The 15,076-nt window shown below is 69.6% G+C and carries 13 protein-coding genes and 1 pseudogene; 10 read left to right on the plus strand and 4 right to left on the minus strand.

What is annotated here, in order from left to right; genetic code table 11:
- From M9945_RS03590 to hrcA, 3 genes are all read right to left on the minus strand, one after another.
- A complete protein-coding gene (locus M9945_RS03590) occupies window positions 1-633 on the minus strand; it encodes a trimeric intracellular cation channel family protein (protein WP_367928431.1) in 633 nt (210 codons plus the stop codon).
- A gap of 165 nt (window positions 634-798) precedes the next feature.
- Window positions 799-1,458, minus strand: coding sequence for a nucleotide exchange factor GrpE (grpE, locus tag M9945_RS03595; protein ID WP_367943432.1), 660 nt, complete (start codon window positions 1,456-1,458; stop codon window positions 799-801).
- 124 nt (window positions 1,459-1,582) lie between these two features.
- Entirely contained in the window at window positions 1,583-2,656 is a 1,074-nt protein-coding gene (gene hrcA / locus M9945_RS03600; RefSeq protein WP_367943433.1) for a heat-inducible transcriptional repressor HrcA, read from the minus strand.
- A 161-nt stretch (window positions 2,657-2,817) separates the two neighbouring features.
- On the opposite strand from hrcA, the gene rph reads away from it, so the two are divergent.
- From rph to M9945_RS03635, 7 genes and pseudogenes are all read left to right on the plus strand, one after another.
- Entirely contained in the window at window positions 2,818-3,534 is a 717-nt protein-coding gene (rph, locus tag M9945_RS03605) for a ribonuclease PH (RefSeq protein ID WP_367928434.1), read from the plus strand.
- A 1-nt stretch (window position 3,535) separates the two neighbouring features.
- The gene (locus M9945_RS03610; protein WP_367943434.1) at window positions 3,536-3,979 is read left to right on the plus strand and encodes a VOC family protein; all 444 of its coding nucleotides are present in this window, start codon (window positions 3,536-3,538) and stop codon (window positions 3,977-3,979) included.
- Complete coding sequence (rdgB, locus tag M9945_RS03615) at window positions 3,979-4,611, plus strand: RdgB/HAM1 family non-canonical purine NTP pyrophosphatase (protein WP_367928436.1); 633 nt, start codon at window positions 3,979-3,981, stop codon at window positions 4,609-4,611. The genes M9945_RS03610 and rdgB overlap by 1 nt, the downstream gene beginning before the upstream one ends.
- Window positions 4,608-5,768 carry a radical SAM family heme chaperone HemW gene (gene hemW / locus M9945_RS03620; protein WP_367943435.1) on the plus strand — a complete coding sequence of 387 codons (1,161 nt, stop codon included), beginning with the start codon at window positions 4,608-4,610 and terminating at the stop codon, window positions 5,766-5,768. Before rdgB ends, hemW begins: the two co-directional genes overlap by 4 nt.
- 62 nt (window positions 5,769-5,830) lie before the next feature.
- Complete coding sequence (gene rsmI / locus M9945_RS03625; protein ID WP_367943436.1) at window positions 5,831-6,733, plus strand: 16S rRNA (cytidine(1402)-2'-O)-methyltransferase; 903 nt, start codon at window positions 5,831-5,833, stop codon at window positions 6,731-6,733.
- On the plus strand, window positions 6,723-7,097 hold the full coding sequence (locus tag M9945_RS03630; protein WP_367943437.1) for a YraN family protein: 375 nt from the start codon (window positions 6,723-6,725) through the stop codon (window positions 7,095-7,097). The genes rsmI and M9945_RS03630 overlap by 11 nt, the downstream gene beginning before the upstream one ends.
- An 84-nt stretch (window positions 7,098-7,181) precedes the next feature.
- Window positions 7,182-8,021, plus strand: a pseudogene (locus M9945_RS03635) (cyclase family protein).
- Window positions 8,022-8,209: 188 nt separating this feature from the next.
- Here M9945_RS03635 and M9945_RS03640 read toward each other — a convergent pair.
- Window positions 8,210-9,580 carry a cytochrome P450 gene (locus tag M9945_RS03640; RefSeq protein ID WP_367943438.1) on the minus strand — a complete coding sequence of 457 codons (1,371 nt, stop codon included), beginning with the start codon at window positions 9,578-9,580 and terminating at the stop codon, window positions 8,210-8,212.
- Between the two features lie 202 nt (window positions 9,581-9,782).
- Here M9945_RS03640 and gyrB point away from each other — a divergent pair, with 202 nt between their 5' ends.
- The 3 genes from gyrB to chrA all read left to right on the plus strand — a co-directional run bounded on the left by gyrB (window position 9,783) and on the right by chrA (window position 15,074).
- The gene (gyrB, locus tag M9945_RS03645) at window positions 9,783-12,224 is read left to right on the plus strand and encodes a DNA topoisomerase (ATP-hydrolyzing) subunit B (protein WP_367943439.1); all 2,442 of its coding nucleotides are present in this window, start codon (window positions 9,783-9,785) and stop codon (window positions 12,222-12,224) included.
- 127 nt (window positions 12,225-12,351) lie between these two features.
- On the plus strand, window positions 12,352-13,791 hold the full coding sequence (locus tag M9945_RS03650) for a CHAD domain-containing protein (protein WP_367943440.1): 1,440 nt from the start codon (window positions 12,352-12,354) through the stop codon (window positions 13,789-13,791).
- 41 nt (window positions 13,792-13,832) lie between these two features.
- Window positions 13,833-15,074 carry a chromate efflux transporter gene (chrA, locus tag M9945_RS03655; protein ID WP_367943441.1) on the plus strand — a complete coding sequence of 414 codons (1,242 nt, stop codon included), beginning with the start codon at window positions 13,833-13,835 and terminating at the stop codon, window positions 15,072-15,074.
- The last annotated feature ends 2 nt before the right edge of the window (window positions 15,075-15,076 follow it).

A 15,076-nucleotide genomic window follows, 5' to 3' on the forward strand; every position in this document is an offset into this window, starting at 1 on the left:
TTACGGGATGTCCTCCGGCCGCCGGCCGGGCCGGCTGCGATAGGTCGGGATCGACCAGCCGTAGCGGATCGCCCCGGCGCGGATGGCGAAGGCGACCGCGAAGGCGGCGAGCGCCGCCGCTATCGTCGGCAGGCCGGCGATGGTGAGGAGCGAGAACGACACCGCCCCGGCCATCGCCGCGGTGACATAGACCTCCTGCCGCATCAGCACCGACGGCTCGCCGGCGATCAGGTCGCGCAATATGCCGCCCAGCGTCGCGGTCATCAGCCCCATGACGATGGCCACCGGCGCCGAGCCGGTGACGAGAAGGCCCTTCCACGCGCCGTAGACGCAATAGGCGGCGAGGCCGACCGCGTCGAGCCACAAGAGCAGGCGATAGCGCGATTCGATCAGGTGGGCGGTGAAGTAGACGAGAAGCGCGACCGCGGCGCAGACGGTGAGATAGTCGTGGTTGACGACCCAGAACACCGGCGCGCCGAGCACGAGGTCGCGCACCGTGCCGCCGCCGATGCCGGTGACGCCGGCGAGGAACAGGAAGCCGATGATGTCGAGCTCCTTGCGCGAGGCGGCGAGCGCCCCGGTCGCGGCGAACACCGCGACGCCCGCATAGTCGAGAAAGACGATCTGGTCCATTCGCGGCCTCCCGGCGCCAGCACTGGAGCAGCGGGCGTTCTGACGAACGCCGCTTCCGCTGCTCCAGCTTCTTTCAGCCGCATTTATGCGACGTCAGACGATTCCGTCTGACTGCAAAATGCTCTATACGACGGGGGAGGCCGGCGGAAGAGTCCGGTAAGAGCCTCAGGCGTCCTTGCCGGCCTGCGTGTCGGCCGGAGCCTCGGTCGCGGCCTGCTTCGGCCCGCCCCTGGCGACGCCGACCATGGCCGGGCGCAGCACCCGCTCGCCGATGGAATAGCCGGTCTGCACCACCTGCACCACGGTTCCCGACGGCACCGACGGGTCCGGCACCTCGAACATCGCCTGATGGAAATTGGGGTCGAACCGCTCGCCCTTCGGGTCGAGCTTCTTTACCCCGTGGCGCTCCAGCGAGGCGATCATCGCCCGGCCGGTCAATTCGACGCCCTCGACCAGCGCCTTGAAGCCGGCGTCGCCGCTCTCCTTCGCCTCGGCGGGAACCGCCTCCAGCGCCCGATCGAGATTGTCGGCGACCTGCAGCATGTCGCGGGCGAAGTTGGCGATCGAATAGGCCTTGGCGTCCTGCACGTCGCGCGCGGCGCGGCGGCGCAGATTCTCCATCTCGGCCGCGAGCCTCAGCGCGCGGTCCTTCAGCTCCTCGTTCTCCTTGACGAGCCGCACCACGGCCTCGTAGTCGGCCGCCTGCTCGTCCTGCGCTTCCTGGCCGGTGGTCTGAAACGCCTCGCCCTCGGCCGCGGTCTGCGCGTATTCGCTCTGTGCTGCCGTCTCTTCGGGCGCGCGGGTGTCTTTCGGCTGTTCGCTCATCGCCTCGTCCGATCCCTTGCATGGATTCAAGAATTTGCGCCCGATATCGAGCTTCGGGTGGGGAAAATCAAGAGGCGGAGGGGAATCGGTTCCTATGCCGCACCTCCCGTGCCGCATCGGCCGTTCAGCGCAGGATGCGGCTGATCATCTGCGCCGTATAGTCGACCATCGGCACGATGCGGGCGTAATTCAGCCGCGTCGGGCCGATGACGCCGAGCGCGCCGATGACGCGCGCGTCCTTGTCGCGATAGGGCGCGACGACCAGCGACGAGCCGGAGAGCGAGAACAGCCGGTTCTCCGAGCCGATGAAGATGCGCACGCCCGAGCCGTCCTCGGCGAGGTCGAGAAGCTGCACCAGCCCCTCCTTGGTCTCGAGGTCCTCGAACAGGTGGCGCAGCAGGTCGAGGTCGGCCTGCGCGGTGACGTTTTCGAGAAGGTTGGCCCGGCCGCGCACGATGAGGCGCGCCGGCAGGCCGCTTTCCGCCCCGGCCCAGACGGCGAGCCCGCGCTCGACGAGGTCCTGCGACAGCGTGTCGAGCGCCGCGCGCGTCTCCTCGCGCAGCCGGGCGATCTCGGCTTTCGCCTCGGCCAGCGTGCGCCCGCGTATGTGGGCGTTGAGGAAGTTGGACGCCTCGTGAAGCTGCGAGGCCGTGGTGCCGGCCGGCAATTCGACGACGCGGTTCTCGACGTCGCCGTTCTGCGAGACCAGCACCGTCAGCGCCCGCGTCGGCTCGAGCTGGATGAACTCGATGTGCTTCAATGGCACCTCGGCCTTGGCGGCGAGCACCAGCCCGGCCCCGCGCGACATGCCCGACAGCATCTGGCTGGCCTCGGTCAGCACGTGCTCCAGCGTCGCGCCGCTGCCGGACGCCTTGACCTGCGTCTCGATCGAGCGCCGCTCCTCGTCGGAAAGGTCGCCGATCTCCATGAAGGCGTCGACGAAGAAGCGCAGGCCGGCCTGCGTCGGCAGCCGCCCGGCCGAGATGTGCGGGGCGTAGATCAGGCCGAGCTGCTCCAGGTCGCTCATCACGTTGCGCACCGTCGCCGGCGACAGCGAGTGCGGCAGCAGGCGCGACAGGTTGCGCGAGCCGACGGGCTCGCCCTCCTTGAGGTACGTCTCGACGATCGCGCGGAAGATGTCGCGCGTGCGGGCGTCGAGCGACTGGATATGCTGCTGGTCTGGCACGGGCCTCGTCATCGTCGGTTTCGTCTTCTGGCGCGCCAAGGATATAGTGGGGCGCGGGCGCGGCGCAACGCCTGTGAGAGGCGTGGGCCCGCGAGAGGCCTTGTGTGCGCCTTTTCCTTTGCCTCGCGCCAAGCCTGCGGCTACAAGCCGGCATCTTCAACCGGAAACGAACCATGCGTCCATCCAAGCGCCAGCCCGACGAGATGCGGGCGATCTCCTTTGAACGCGGCGTGTCCAAGCACGCCGAGGGCTCCTGCCTCGTACGCTTCGGCGACACCCATGTCCTGTGTACGGCGAGCCTCGAGGAGCGCGTCCCCGCCTGGCTGCGCAATTCCGGCAAGGGCTGGGTGACGGCCGAATACGGCATGCTGCCGCGCTCGACCGGCGACCGGATGCGCCGCGAGGCGTCGTCCGGCAAGCAGGGCGGGCGCACGCTCGAGATCCAGCGTCTGATCGGCCGCAGCCTGCGCGCCGTCATCGACCTCCAGGCGCTCGGCGAGGTGCAGATCACCGTCGATTGCGACGTCATCCAGGCAGACGGCGGCACCCGCACGGCGGCGATCACCGGCGGCTTCGTCGCGCTTCACGACTGCCTGAAATGGATGGAGGCGCGCCAGATGCTCTCCGTCCAGAAGGTGCTGAAGGACCATGTCGCGGCGATTTCCTGCGGCATCCATGGCGGCGTGCCGGTGATCGACCTCGACTATGCCGAGGATTCGTCGGCCGGCACCGACGCCAATTTCGTCATGACCGGCAAGGGCGGCATCGTCGAGGTACAGGGCACGGCCGAGGGCGAGCCGTTCACCGAAGCCGAGTTCGCCGCCCTGATGGCGCTGGCCAAGGCCGGCATCGCCCGGCTGGTCAACCTCCAGAAGATGGCGATCGGCTGAGATGACCTCCGCGCCCGTTCCCTCCGGCATCCTCGAATCCGCGCTCTATGTCGACGACCTCGACAAGGCGGAGGCGTTCTATGGCGAGGTGATGGGGCTGGAGCGGATCGCGAAGGTCGAGGGGCGCCACGTCTTCTTCCGCTGCGGCGACGGCGTGCTGCTGCTGTTCGATCCGGCCGAGACCGTCAAGCCGACGAAGCCGGACGCGAAGCTGCCCGTGCCGCCGCACGGGGCGGGCGGCGACGGGCATCTGTGCTTCCGCGCCACGGACGCCGAGATCGATCGCTGGAAGGCGCATCTGGAAGCACACGGGATCGGGATCGAGGCCGATTTCCACTGGCCGGCGCGCGGCGACGAGCCGAACGGCGGCCGCTCGATCTATTTCCGCGATCCCGCCGGCAACTCGCTGGAGATCGCCGAGCCGAGAATCTGGGGGCTGGTCTGATGCGCATGCTGGACGGCAGGAAGATCGTTGTGGCCAGCCACAACAAGGGCAAGCTGGCCGAGATCGCCGGCCTGATCGGGCCGTTCGGCTTCGAGGCGAAATCGGCGGCCGAATACGGCCTGCCCGAGCCGGAAGAGACAGGCACCACCTTCGAGGAGAACGCCTATATCAAGGCGTTCGCGGCCGCCTCCGCCACCGGGCTGCCGGCGCTGTCCGACGACAGCGGGCTGGTCGTCGACGCGCTCGGCGGCGCACCGGGCGTCTACACCGCCGACTGGGCCGAGACCGGCAACGGCCGCGACTTTGCCATGGCCATGCGCAAGGTCGAGCACCTGTTGCAGGAAGAACGCGCGACGACGCCCGACAGGCGCGCCGGGCGCTTCGTCTCCGTCATCTGCCTCGCCTGGCCGGACGGCCATGCCGAGTATTTTAGAGGGCAAGTCGAGGGCACGCTGGTGTGGCCGCCGCGCGGGGAGAAGGGCTTCGGCTTCGATCCCGTCTTCCTGCCGGACGGCTTCGAGCGGACGTTCGGCGAGATGAGCGTCGAGGAGAAGCAGGGGATCGATGCGCCGCTGTCGCACCGCGCCCGCGCCTTCGACTTGTTCCGGCGGGCGATGCTGGAAAAGGCATGAGCGCGGAGGAGCGGTCGCCCGGCTTCGGGGTCTATGTCCATTGGCCGTTCTGCGCGGCCAAATGCCCCTATTGCGACTTCAACTCCCATGTCCGCCACCAGCCGGTCGACCAGGCGCGGTTCGCCGCCGCCTTCGCCGCCGAGATGGCGACGATGCGCGCCCGCACCGGCGCGCGGACGGTGACGTCGATCTTCCTCGGCGGCGGCACGCCGTCGCTGATGGAGCCGGCAACCGTCGGTGCCGTGCTGGAGGCCGTCGCGAAGAACTGGACGGTGCCTTCGGGCATCGAGGTGACGCTGGAGGCCAACCCGTCGTCGGTCGAGGCAGGCCGCTTCCGCGGCTATCGCGACGCGGGGGTCAACCGCGTCTCGCTCGGCGTGCAGGCGCTGAACGACAGGGATTTGCGCTTCCTCGGCCGGCTGCACGATGTCGGGCAGGCGCTCCACGCCATCCGGCTGGCGCGCGAGACGTTCCCGCGCCTCTCCTTCGACCTGATCTATGCAAGGCCGGGCCAGACGCTCGAAGCATGGGAACGGGAGCTGGAGGAGGCGATCTCGCACGCGGCCGATCACCTCTCGCTCTACCAGCTCACCATCGAGGAAGGCACGCGCTTTCACCTCCTGCACGAGGCGGGCAAGTTCGTCATGCCCGACGCCGACCTCTCGGCCGACCTCTACCGGCTGACGCAGGAGGTGACGGCCGCGCGCGGCCTGCCGGCCTACGAGATCTCCAACCATGCGCGGCCGGGCGCGGAAAGCCGGCACAACCTCGTCTACTGGCGCTACGGCGAATATGTCGGCGTCGGGCCGGGCGCGCATGGCCGCTTCGTCGAGGACGGCCGGCGCATCGTCACTTTCACCGAGAAGGTGCCGGAGGCTTGGGCGTCGCTGGTCGAGAGACAAGGCCATGGCGTCGTCGGCGGCGAGGTGCTGACGCGCGAGGAGGAGGCCGACGAGTTCCTGCTGATGGGCCTGAGGCTCGCCGAGGGCATCGACCTTGCCCGCTACGAGGCGCTGTCCGGCCGCGCGCTTTCGGCGCGCCGCATCGCCGTGCTCCAGGACGAGGCGCTCGTCGCCCCGGTCGGCAATTCGCGCTTGAGGGTCACGCCCGCCGGCATGATCGTGCTCGACGCGGTGGTCGCCGATCTGGCACGATAGGGCATGATCCCGAAAAGTGGGAACCGGTTTTCGGACAAGATCATGCTCGAACGGACAGGCCGATGACGGAGAACCACGCGGGCAGGGAGCGCAGCTATGTCGTCGGGCAGGCGGTGTTCGCCGCCCGGCCGCTTCCCCCCGCGCTCTATCTCGTCGCGACGCCGATCGGCAATCTTTCCGACATCACCTTGCGCGCGCTGGAGACGCTGGCCGCGGCCGACATCCTCGCCTGCGAGGATACGCGGGTCACCCGCGTACTGCTTTCCCGCTACGGCATCTCGCGCCGCATGACCGCCTATCACGAGCACAACGCCGCGCAGGCCGGGCCTAAGCTCGTCGAGGCGGTGCTGGCCGGGAAAAGCGTGGCGCTGGTCTCCGACGCCGGCACGCCGCTCGTCTCCGACCCCGGCTACCGGCTGGTCGAGGAGGTCGTCGCGGCAGGCGGCGCGGTCGTGCCGATCCCAGGGCCCTCGGCGCTACTCGCGGCGCTGACGGCCTCCGGCCTGCCCTCCGACACCTTCCTGTTCGCCGGCTTCCTGCCGGTGAAGGCGGGACAGCGGAAGACGCGGCTCGAAGAATTGAAGGCTGTGCCGGCGACGCTCCTGTTCTACGAATCGCCGCGCCGGCTCGCCGAGGCGCTGGCGGCGATGGCCGGGGCGCTGGGCGACCGGCCTGCCGCCATCTGCCGCGAGCTGACCAAGACTTTCGAGGAGGTGCGGCGCGGCCCGCTCGCCGCGCTGGCCGGGGCTTACGCGCAGGAAGACGCGCCGCGCGGGGAAATCGTCGTCTGCGTCGGCCCGCCACTGGGGCGGCAGGAGACGGCGGAGGACGTCGACGCGCTGCTGCTGTCGTTGGGTGCCGAGCTCGGCGCCTCGAAGGCGGCGGCCGAAGCTGCGAGAATGACGGGGGGCCGGAAGGCCGACCTCTACCGCCGGCTGTTGGAACTGAAGGGCGATGGCGGATAGCGGCACAGGGCGGAAGCTGCGCCATTACCGGCGCGGCCATCGCGGCGAATGGCTCGCCGCGCTCGCCCTGATGCTGAAAGGCTACCGCATCCTCGCCCGCCGCTACCGCACGAAGCTCGGCGAGATCGACCTGATCGCCCGGCGCGGCGATCTCGTCCTGATCGTCGAGGTCAAGGTGCGGCCGACGCTCACCGAGGCGATGGAGGCGGTGCAGCGCCTCAACGAGCGCCGCATCGAGGCGGCCGCCGACCTGTGGCTGGCGCGCCAGCCCGACCATGCGCGGCTCGCGCTGCGCTTCGACATGGTGGCGGTCGTGCCGCGGCGCTGGCCTGTCCATGTCGAAAATATTTTCAACGGCCGCTGAGCGCCGGAAAATCATTCCCTTGCGGCGGATGGAGCGCGGAGTCATGCTGCCCCTTGCTTTGCTGCAAAAGAGGGGAATATCGCGATGTGTCACGCCTGCGTCATGGAAAACGTCAAGTCGAACATGCTGTCGCGCCGCAGCCTGTTCAGGGGCGGCATCGCCGCGGCCGCGGCGGCGACGACCATCGCGGTCACGCCGCAACCGCTGCGCGCCGATGCGGCGCCGCTGTTCGCCGAGGGCCTGCCGGGCACCGTCGCCGACCTGACGCACGAGCTGCATGAAGAGTTCCCGACCTTCTTCGGCGGGCAGCAGGTCTTCTACGACAAGAAGTTCAGCTACGAGAAGGACACGTTCAACCTCTACGAGCTGCGCATCAACGAGCACACCGGGACCCATATCGACGCGCCGCTGCATTTCTCGGCCGACGGCAAGTCGGTGGCGGAGCTGCCGGTGGAAGATCTCGTCGCGCCGCTGGTCGTCGTCGACATCCGGGCGAAGGCGGCCGGGAACGCCGACGCGCAGCTGACGCCGGACGACCTCAAGGCATGGATCGACGCCAATGGCGAGCTGCCCGAGGGCGCGGTGGTGGCGCTGAACTCCGGCTGGGACGCCCATCTCGGCACGGACAAGTTCCGCAACGCCGATGCCGAGGGCAAGATGCACTTCCCCGGCTTCCATGTCGACGCGATCCACCAGCTTCTAGAAGGCTCGGCCAAGGCGATCGCGGTCGACACGCTGTCGCTCAATTTCGGCTAGTCGCCCGACTTCGCCGTCCACAACACCTGGCTGCCGGCCGGCCGCTACGGCATCGAGGGCGTCGCCAATCTGGGCGCCCTGCCGGCGAAGGGCGCGACCATCGTCGTCGGCGCGCCCAAGGTGCGCGGCGGCACCGGCGGCCCGGCGCGGGTGTTCGCCTTCGTGTGATTTCATCGAAGCCGGGCGGCTCTGGTTGGGCATTGGCGCTGCCCCTCACCTGCCTGCCGGCATCCTCTCCCCGTGAACGGGGAGAGGAGGGATGACCGCAACGCCGCCGTATCCCCATCTCGCCGTTCACGGGGAGAAGGTGCCCGAAGGGCGGATAAGGGGTGGCGGCGTGCTCGCCAGAGAAGGCACTACCGCCGGCTGACTCGCATCGGCAGGCCGCCCTGCGGCTGGGTGGTCAGCTTCTGCACCGGCCACGGATCGGTTTCGGGCAATACGTCGAAGCGGAAGCGCGACATCAGCACGCCGAGCGCGATCGCCGCCTCCTGCATGGCGAAGGCGGCGCCGATGCATACGCGCGGGCCGGCGCCGAACGGCAGGTACTGGTAGCGGTCGATTTTTTCGCGGTTTTCCGGGTGGAAACGCTCGGGCAGGAAGGCGTCGGGGTCCTTCCACAGCTTGCGGTGGCGGTGGATGGTCCACGGCATGATCTGCACCTGCGTCCCGGCGGCGATGTCGAGGCCTTGCCAGCGCTCGGCCGCTATCGCCTCGCGGCTGATCGAGGCCGCGGGCGGGTAGAGCCGCATCGCCTCCTCGAAGGCGGCGCGCGCCAGCGGCATCTTCGCCAGCCATGCGTGCGGGTCCTGCGTCGTCGCCACCACCGCGTCGATCTCGGCCTCGATCCTGTCGCGCTCCCACGGCGCCCGCGACAGGCAGTAGAGCGTCCAGCCGAGCGCCCGCGCCGTCGTCTCGTGTCCGGCGCCGATGAAGGTGATGATGTTGTCCTCGATCTCATCGGCGGAAAGCCCGTCCGGCCCCTCGGCCTTCAGCAGAAGGGTCAGGAAGTCGCTCGGGCAGCCGTCGGGGTCGGCCGCGAGCCTTTCCTTGCGCATGCGCATCGTCTCGGCCACCAGCGTGCGGAAGAAGGCGAGCGTGCGGCGCCCGCGCAGGCGGGTGATGCGCGGCAGCCAGTCGGGCGCGCCGATCAGGTCGAGCGGGTCGACGCGGCCCATGGTTTCGAAAAGGTGATCGACCTGACGGGCAAAATCGGCCGGGTCGCCGGCGATCTCGCCGGAGAACAGCGTCTCGGCGAGGATGTCGTAGGTCAGCATCGTCATGTCGCGGGCGATGTCGCTCACCGCCCCGTCGGCGTAGCGGGCGGCGAACGCCTCGCTGCGCTCCAGCATCGGGCGGGCGAAGCCGGCGATGTGGCGCGGCGTGAACACCGGCGCCATCGCCTTGCGCGAGCGCTTCCAGGTCTCGCCTTCCGCCGTCAGCAGCCCGTCCTTCAGGATCGGCCGCAATATCTTCTGCCGCACCCGCGCCATGCGGTAGTTGGCGGCATTGTCGACGAGGATGTGGCGGATCAGCGCCGGGTCGTTGGCGATGAGCAGCGGCCCGCCGATCCCGGTGCCGATCGACACGAACGGCTCGTTGTAGGACGGCTCGCCCCATAGCTCGAGCGGGTTGCGGTAGACGATGCGCATCAGCTGCAGCGTCGACGGCGGCTTCGAGCGCGGCTTCGGCGCCGGCGGCACGAAGGGGGCGGGCGTGGCGTCCATCGCCGGGGCTCCGTTGCGGGTCCCTTCCATCTAGGGTGCGGGCGGCCCGCATTCAAACCGGCGGCCCAAACGCCGCGTCATCCCCATCCGAATCGGGCAAATGCCTTGGAAATCAACGCTTCAGGGCCTATATCTTCAGGGTCTTGCGGCGCGTGATTCGATCCCGCGCGTCCTTCCCCGGAAACGGCAGAAACGGACCTTCATGAGCGACGAAACCGAGAACGGCAGCGGCACCGATTATGGCGCGGATTCGATCAAGGTCCTGAAGGGCCTCGATGCGGTGCGCAAGCGGCCGGGCATGTATATCGGCGACACCGACGACGGCTCGGGCCTGCACCACATGGTCTACGAGGTGGTCGACAACGCCATCGACGAGGCGCTGGCCGGCCATGCGACGCGCGTCACCGTCACGCTCAACGCCGACGGCTCCTGCACCGTCACCGACAACGGCCGCGGCATCCCGACCGACATCCACTCGGGCGAGGGCGTCTCGGCGGCCGAGGTCATCATGACCCAGCTCCACGCCGGCGGGAAGTTCGACCAGAATTCCTACAAGGTGTCCGGCGGCCTGCACGGCGTCGGCGTCTCGGTGGTCAACGCGCTGTCGATCTATTTGAGGCTCAAGATCCGGCGCGCCGGCAAGATCCACGAGATGAGCTTCAGCCACGGCGTGCCCGACGCGCCGCTCGCCGTCACCGGCGACGCCGGCGGCGAGACCGGCACCGAGGTGACGTTCCTGCCCTCGCCGCAGACCTTCTCGAAGACCGAGTTCGACTACGCGACGCTGGAGCACCGGCTGCGCGAGCTCGCCTTCCTGAATTCAGGCGTGCGCATCGTGCTGACCGACGCGCGCCATGCCGACATCGTGAGCCAGGAGCTGGTCTACGAGGGCGGTCTGGAGGAGTTCGTCAAATATCTCGACCGGGCCAAGAAAGCGCTGATCGCCGCGCCCATCGCCATCCGCGCCGAGCGCGACGGCATCACGGTCGAGGTGGCGATGTGGTGGAACGACAGCTACCACGAAAACGTGCTCGCCTTCACCAACAACATCCCGCAGCGCGACGGCGGCACGCATCTGGCCGGCTTCCGCGGCGCGCTGACGCGCCAGGTCACCGGCTATGCCGAGACCTCCGGCATCTCCAAGAAGGAGAAGGTCTCGCTGACCGGCGACGACTGCCGCGAGGGGCTGACCGCCGTTCTCTCGGTCAAGGTGCCCGATCCGAAATTCTCGTCGCAGACCAAGGACAAGCTGGTCTCCTCCGAGGTGCGGCCGGTGGTCGAAAGCCTGGTCAACGAGGCGCTCGGCACCTGGCTCGAGGAGCATCCGGGCGAGGCGAAGGTGCTTGTCGGCAAGGTGGTCGAAGCGGCGGCGGCGCGCGAGGCCGCGCGCAAGGCGCGCGAACTGACCCGCCGCAAGGGCGCGCTCGACATCGCCTCGCTGCCCGGCAAGCTTGCCGACTGCCAGGAGCGCGACCCGGCCAAGTCCGAGATGTTCATCGTCGAGGGCGATTCGGCTGGCGGCTCGGCCAAGTCCGGCCGCTCGCGCCAGAACCAGGCGATCCTGCCGCTGCGCGGCAAGATCCTCAATGTCGAGCGCGCGCGCTTCGACCGCATGCTCTCCTCCGACATGATCGGCACGCTGATCACCGCGCTCGGCACCGGCATCGGCAAGGACGAGTTCAACGCCGACAAGCTGCGCTATCACAAGATCATCATCATGACCGACGCCGACGTCGACGGCGCCCATATCCGCACCCTTCTGCTCACCTTCTTCTTCCGGCAGATGCCGGAGCTGATCGAGCGCGGCCACCTCTACATAGCCCAGCCGCCGCTCTACAAGGTGTCGCGCGGCAAGAGCGCGCAATACATCAAGGACGAGCGCTCCTTCGAGGAATTCCTGATCGATTCCGGGCTCGACGACGCCTCGCTGGAGCTCGGCGACGGCGAGGTGCGGGCAGGGGCGGACCTGCGCGCCGTGGTCGACGACGCGCTCGCCCTGCGCACGCTGATGAACGGCCTCCATACGCGCTATTCGCGCACCGTCGTCGAGCAGGCGGCGATCGCCGGCGCGCTCAACGCCGAGGTGCTGGCCGATCCCGGCCGCGCCGCCGAGGCCGCCGCCTATGTCGCCCGGCGGCTCGACGCGATCTCCGAGGAGACGGAGCGCGGCTGGGAAGGCCGGGCCAATCCGTCCAACGAGGGCGTCGGCGGCCTCGTCTTCGAGCGCACGGTGCGCGGCGTCAGGGAAGTGGTGGTGCTGGACGCCGCGCTGATCGGCTCGGCCGACGCGCGCGCCATCGACCGCTACGCCCAGCGCATGCAGGAGATCTACGGCAAGCGGCCGGTGCTGCGCCGCCGCGAGGCGAGCGAGGCGATCTCCGGGCCGACGGCGCTGCTCGACGCCATCTTCGCCTCGGGGCGCAAGGGGCTGACCCTGCAGCGCTACAAGGGGCTGGGCGAGATGAACGCCGAGCAGCTCTGGGAAACGACGCTCGACCCGAATGTGCGCTCGCTGCTCCAGGTCAAGGTGACCGACGCGACGGACGCCGATTCGCTGTTCGCCCGCCTGATGGGCGACGAGGTCGAGCCGCGCCGCGACTTCATCCAGGAAAACGCGCTCTCGGTCGCCAATCTCGACATCTGATCCCGCGACCGGGGCGGTCGGGGAAACCGGCGGCGCATGTCGCCGGCTTGGCCGTGCGCAGGCTTTCGCGAATATGTGATATTCGCCGTGTAGACGGATGGCGGGCACGAAACCGGAGCCGGCGAACATGGCGCAGGAAATCGAACTCAAGCTCGAGCTGACCCCCGAGGCGGCCGAGACGCTTCTCGCCTCCGGCGCGCTGGCCGCCGGGCCGAAGCGGCTCGAGCTGCGCACGCCCTATTTCGACACGCCCGACGGGCATCTGGCGAAGGCCGGGTTCTCACTGCGGATCAGGGATGCGGGCGGCGTCCGCACCCAGACCGTGAAGGCGGCGGGCACCGCGACGGCGGGCCTGTTCGCCCGGCCGGAATGGGAGCGGACGGTCGAGGACGACCGGCCGGTTCTCGACGATGCGACGCCGCTTCCCGCCCTTCTCGGGGCGCGGCTGCACGACATTGTCCCGATCTTCGAGATCCGCGTCGAGCGGCTGGTCTGGGACGTGCCGTGGGAGGAGGCGCTGGTCGAGGTCGTGCTCGACCGCGGCCATGTCGTGGCCGGCGAGCGCAGCGCGCCGGTCTGCGAGATCGAGCTGGAGCTGAAGGAAGGCACGCCGGCGGCCCTGTTCTCGCTGGCGCGGCATCTCGACGGCATCGTCCCGCTCCATGTCGGCGTCGTCAACAAGGCCGAGCGCGGCCAGCGCCTGCTCGGCCCCGTCATCCGCTCGTTCAAGTCGGGCGAGGTCGCCCTGTCGCCGGAGATGAGCGCGGCGGACGCGTTCCGCGCGATCGCCGGCTCCTACCTGCGGCAATATCGCCTGAACGAGGCGGCCATCGACCGGGCGCACCCGGAGGCTGTGCATCAGGCGCGCGTCGCCCTGCGCCGGCTGCGCTCCGCCTTCTCGATCTTCGCGCCGATGCTGGAGGACGATTTTTTCGCCGGGCTGCGCGAGGAAACCAGATGGCTGGCGAACGCGCTCGGCGAGGCGCGCGACCTCGACGTGCTCCTGTCGGGCGGGACGGTCGAGCCGGAATTGCGCGGCCGCCTCGAACAGGCCTGCGACGAGGCCTATGGCCGGGCGCTGGCCGCGGTATCGTCGGCCCGGGCGCGGGCGCTGATGCTCGACCTGTCGCGCTGGCTGGCGCTGGGCGGCTGGCTCTCCCGCCCCGAGGGCGGCGTGCTGCGCGACGAGCCGGTGCGCGGCTTCGCGGGCGCGGCGCTCGACCGCTTCCGCCGCAGGGTCAAGAAGGGCGGGCGCGGCCTCGAAAACCTCACCGATGAGGCGCGTCACGTGCTGCGCAAGGACGCCAAGAAGCTGCGCTATGCGGCGGAGTTCTTCGCCTCCCTTTTCGCCGACAAACGGGGCAAGCGTCGGGGGCGGCGCTTCATCGAGGCGCTGTCGGCGTTGCAGGACAAGCTCGGCGCGCTCAACGACATCGCCATGTCGCAGCGCGTGCTGGGCGAGGGCGAGACCGCCGTGCCGGATTTCGACAGCGACAAGGCCGATTTGCTCGAGGAAGCTGCCGAGGCGCACGATGTGTTCCGCGATGCGAGGCCGTTCTGGCGCTAGGATTCTCGCGAGATGCGTGCCGGTCTAAGGAGAGGGCCGCGATGAATTCCGGTCCGGCTGAGCCTCCGGAGACGGTATCTGTGCAGCAGGGCACGGCCGGCGAGGTGCTGGCCGCCTTCCTGAAGCTCGGGCTCACCTCCTTCGGCGGGCCGATCGCGCATCTGGGCTATTTCCGCGAGGAGTTCGTCGCCCGCCGCCGCTGGATCGACGATCGCGCCTATGCCGATCTGGTCGCGCTCTGCCAGTTCCTGCCCGGCCCGGCATCGAGCCAGGTCGGCTTCGCGCTCGGCCTGCAACGCGCCGGCGCGAAGGGCGCGCTCGCGGCCTGGGCGGGCTTCACCCTGCCGTCCGCCATCCTTCTCGTGCTGTTCGCCTGGTCGGCGGGCGCGCTCGCCGGCCCGCTCGGCCTCGGCCTCCTGCACGGGCTCAAGGTGATGGCGGTCGCCATCGTCGCGCAGGCGGTTCTAGGCATGACCCGCACGCTCTGCCCGGATCGCCAGCGAGCCGGCATCGCCGTGGCGGCGGTGGTGATCGTGACGGTCCTCGGCGGAGTTTTCGGCCAGTTCGCGGCGATCCTCGCCGGCGCGCTGGCCGGTCTGTGGCTGTGCCACGGCGACGGTGCGGGGCAGAGGCTGGATGCCGGGCTTCATTTCCCGGTATCGAAGGCGGCCGGCGTCGCGGCGCTCGCGGTCTTCGCCCTCCTTCTCGTCGGCCTGCCGCTTCTGGCGGCTGCGGTTCCCGTGCAGGCGCTGGCGGTGGTCGACGCGTTCTACCGCGCCGGCGCGCTGGTGTTCGGCGGGGGCCATGTCGTGCTGCCGCTGCTCGAGGCGGAGATCGTCGCGCCCGGCTGGGTCTCCGCCGACGCCTTCCTTGCCGGCTATGGCGCGGCGCAGGCCGTGCCGGGGCCGCTGTTCACCTTCGCCGCTTTCCTCGGCACGCTGCTGGAGCCCGCTCCGAACGGCATCGCCGGGGCGGCGCTGGCGCTTGTCGCGATCTTCCTGCCCGGCCTTTTGCTGCTGACCGGGGCGCTGCCGTTCTGGAGCGCGCTCAGGGCGCGGCCGCGGGTCCGCGCGCCGATGGCCGGGGTCAACGCGGCGGTGGTCGGGATTCTCGGCGTGGCGCTCTACGACCCGGTCTGGACGGGCGCGATCCGGCGGCCGGAGGATTTCGCGCTGGCGCTCGTCTGCTTTTCGGCGCTGACCGTGTGGAAGAGCCCGCCCTGGATCGTGGTGCTCATCGCGGCGGCGGGCGGAGCCGGCCTCGCCCTGCTGCGATCGTCGTGAAG

The sequence above is a fragment of the Aquamicrobium sp. genome, assembly GCF_023954335.1.
Lineage (GTDB): Bacteria > Pseudomonadota > Alphaproteobacteria > Rhizobiales > Rhizobiaceae > Aerobium.

Excerpts from the sequence above, each read along its gene's own strand:
- M9945_RS03590 (WP_367928431.1), bottom strand. The coding sequence starts at position 633 with ATGGACCAGATCGTCTTTCTCGACTATGCGGGCGTCGCGGTGTTCGCC.
- grpE (WP_367943432.1), bottom strand. The coding sequence starts at position 1,458 with ATGAGCGAACAGCCGAAAGACACCCGCGCGCCCGAAGAGACGGCAGCA.
- hrcA (WP_367943433.1), bottom strand. The coding sequence starts at position 2,656 with ATGACGAGGCCCGTGCCAGACCAGCAGCATATCCAGTCGCTCGACGCC.
- rph (WP_367928434.1), top strand. The coding sequence starts at position 2,818 with ATGCGTCCATCCAAGCGCCAGCCCGACGAGATGCGGGCGATCTCCTTT.
- M9945_RS03610 (WP_367943434.1), top strand. The coding sequence starts at position 3,536 with ATGACCTCCGCGCCCGTTCCCTCCGGCATCCTCGAATCCGCGCTCTAT.
- rdgB (WP_367928436.1), top strand. The coding sequence starts at position 3,979 with ATGCGCATGCTGGACGGCAGGAAGATCGTTGTGGCCAGCCACAACAAG.
- hemW (WP_367943435.1), top strand. The coding sequence starts at position 4,608 with ATGAGCGCGGAGGAGCGGTCGCCCGGCTTCGGGGTCTATGTCCATTGG.
- rsmI (WP_367943436.1), top strand. The coding sequence starts at position 5,831 with ATGACGGAGAACCACGCGGGCAGGGAGCGCAGCTATGTCGTCGGGCAG.
- M9945_RS03630 (WP_367943437.1), top strand. The coding sequence starts at position 6,723 with ATGGCGGATAGCGGCACAGGGCGGAAGCTGCGCCATTACCGGCGCGGC.
- M9945_RS03640 (WP_367943438.1), bottom strand. The coding sequence starts at position 9,580 with ATGGACGCCACGCCCGCCCCCTTCGTGCCGCCGGCGCCGAAGCCGCGC.
- gyrB (WP_367943439.1), top strand. The coding sequence starts at position 9,783 with ATGAGCGACGAAACCGAGAACGGCAGCGGCACCGATTATGGCGCGGAT.
- M9945_RS03650 (WP_367943440.1), top strand. The coding sequence starts at position 12,352 with ATGGCGCAGGAAATCGAACTCAAGCTCGAGCTGACCCCCGAGGCGGCC.
- chrA (WP_367943441.1), top strand. The coding sequence starts at position 13,833 with ATGAATTCCGGTCCGGCTGAGCCTCCGGAGACGGTATCTGTGCAGCAG.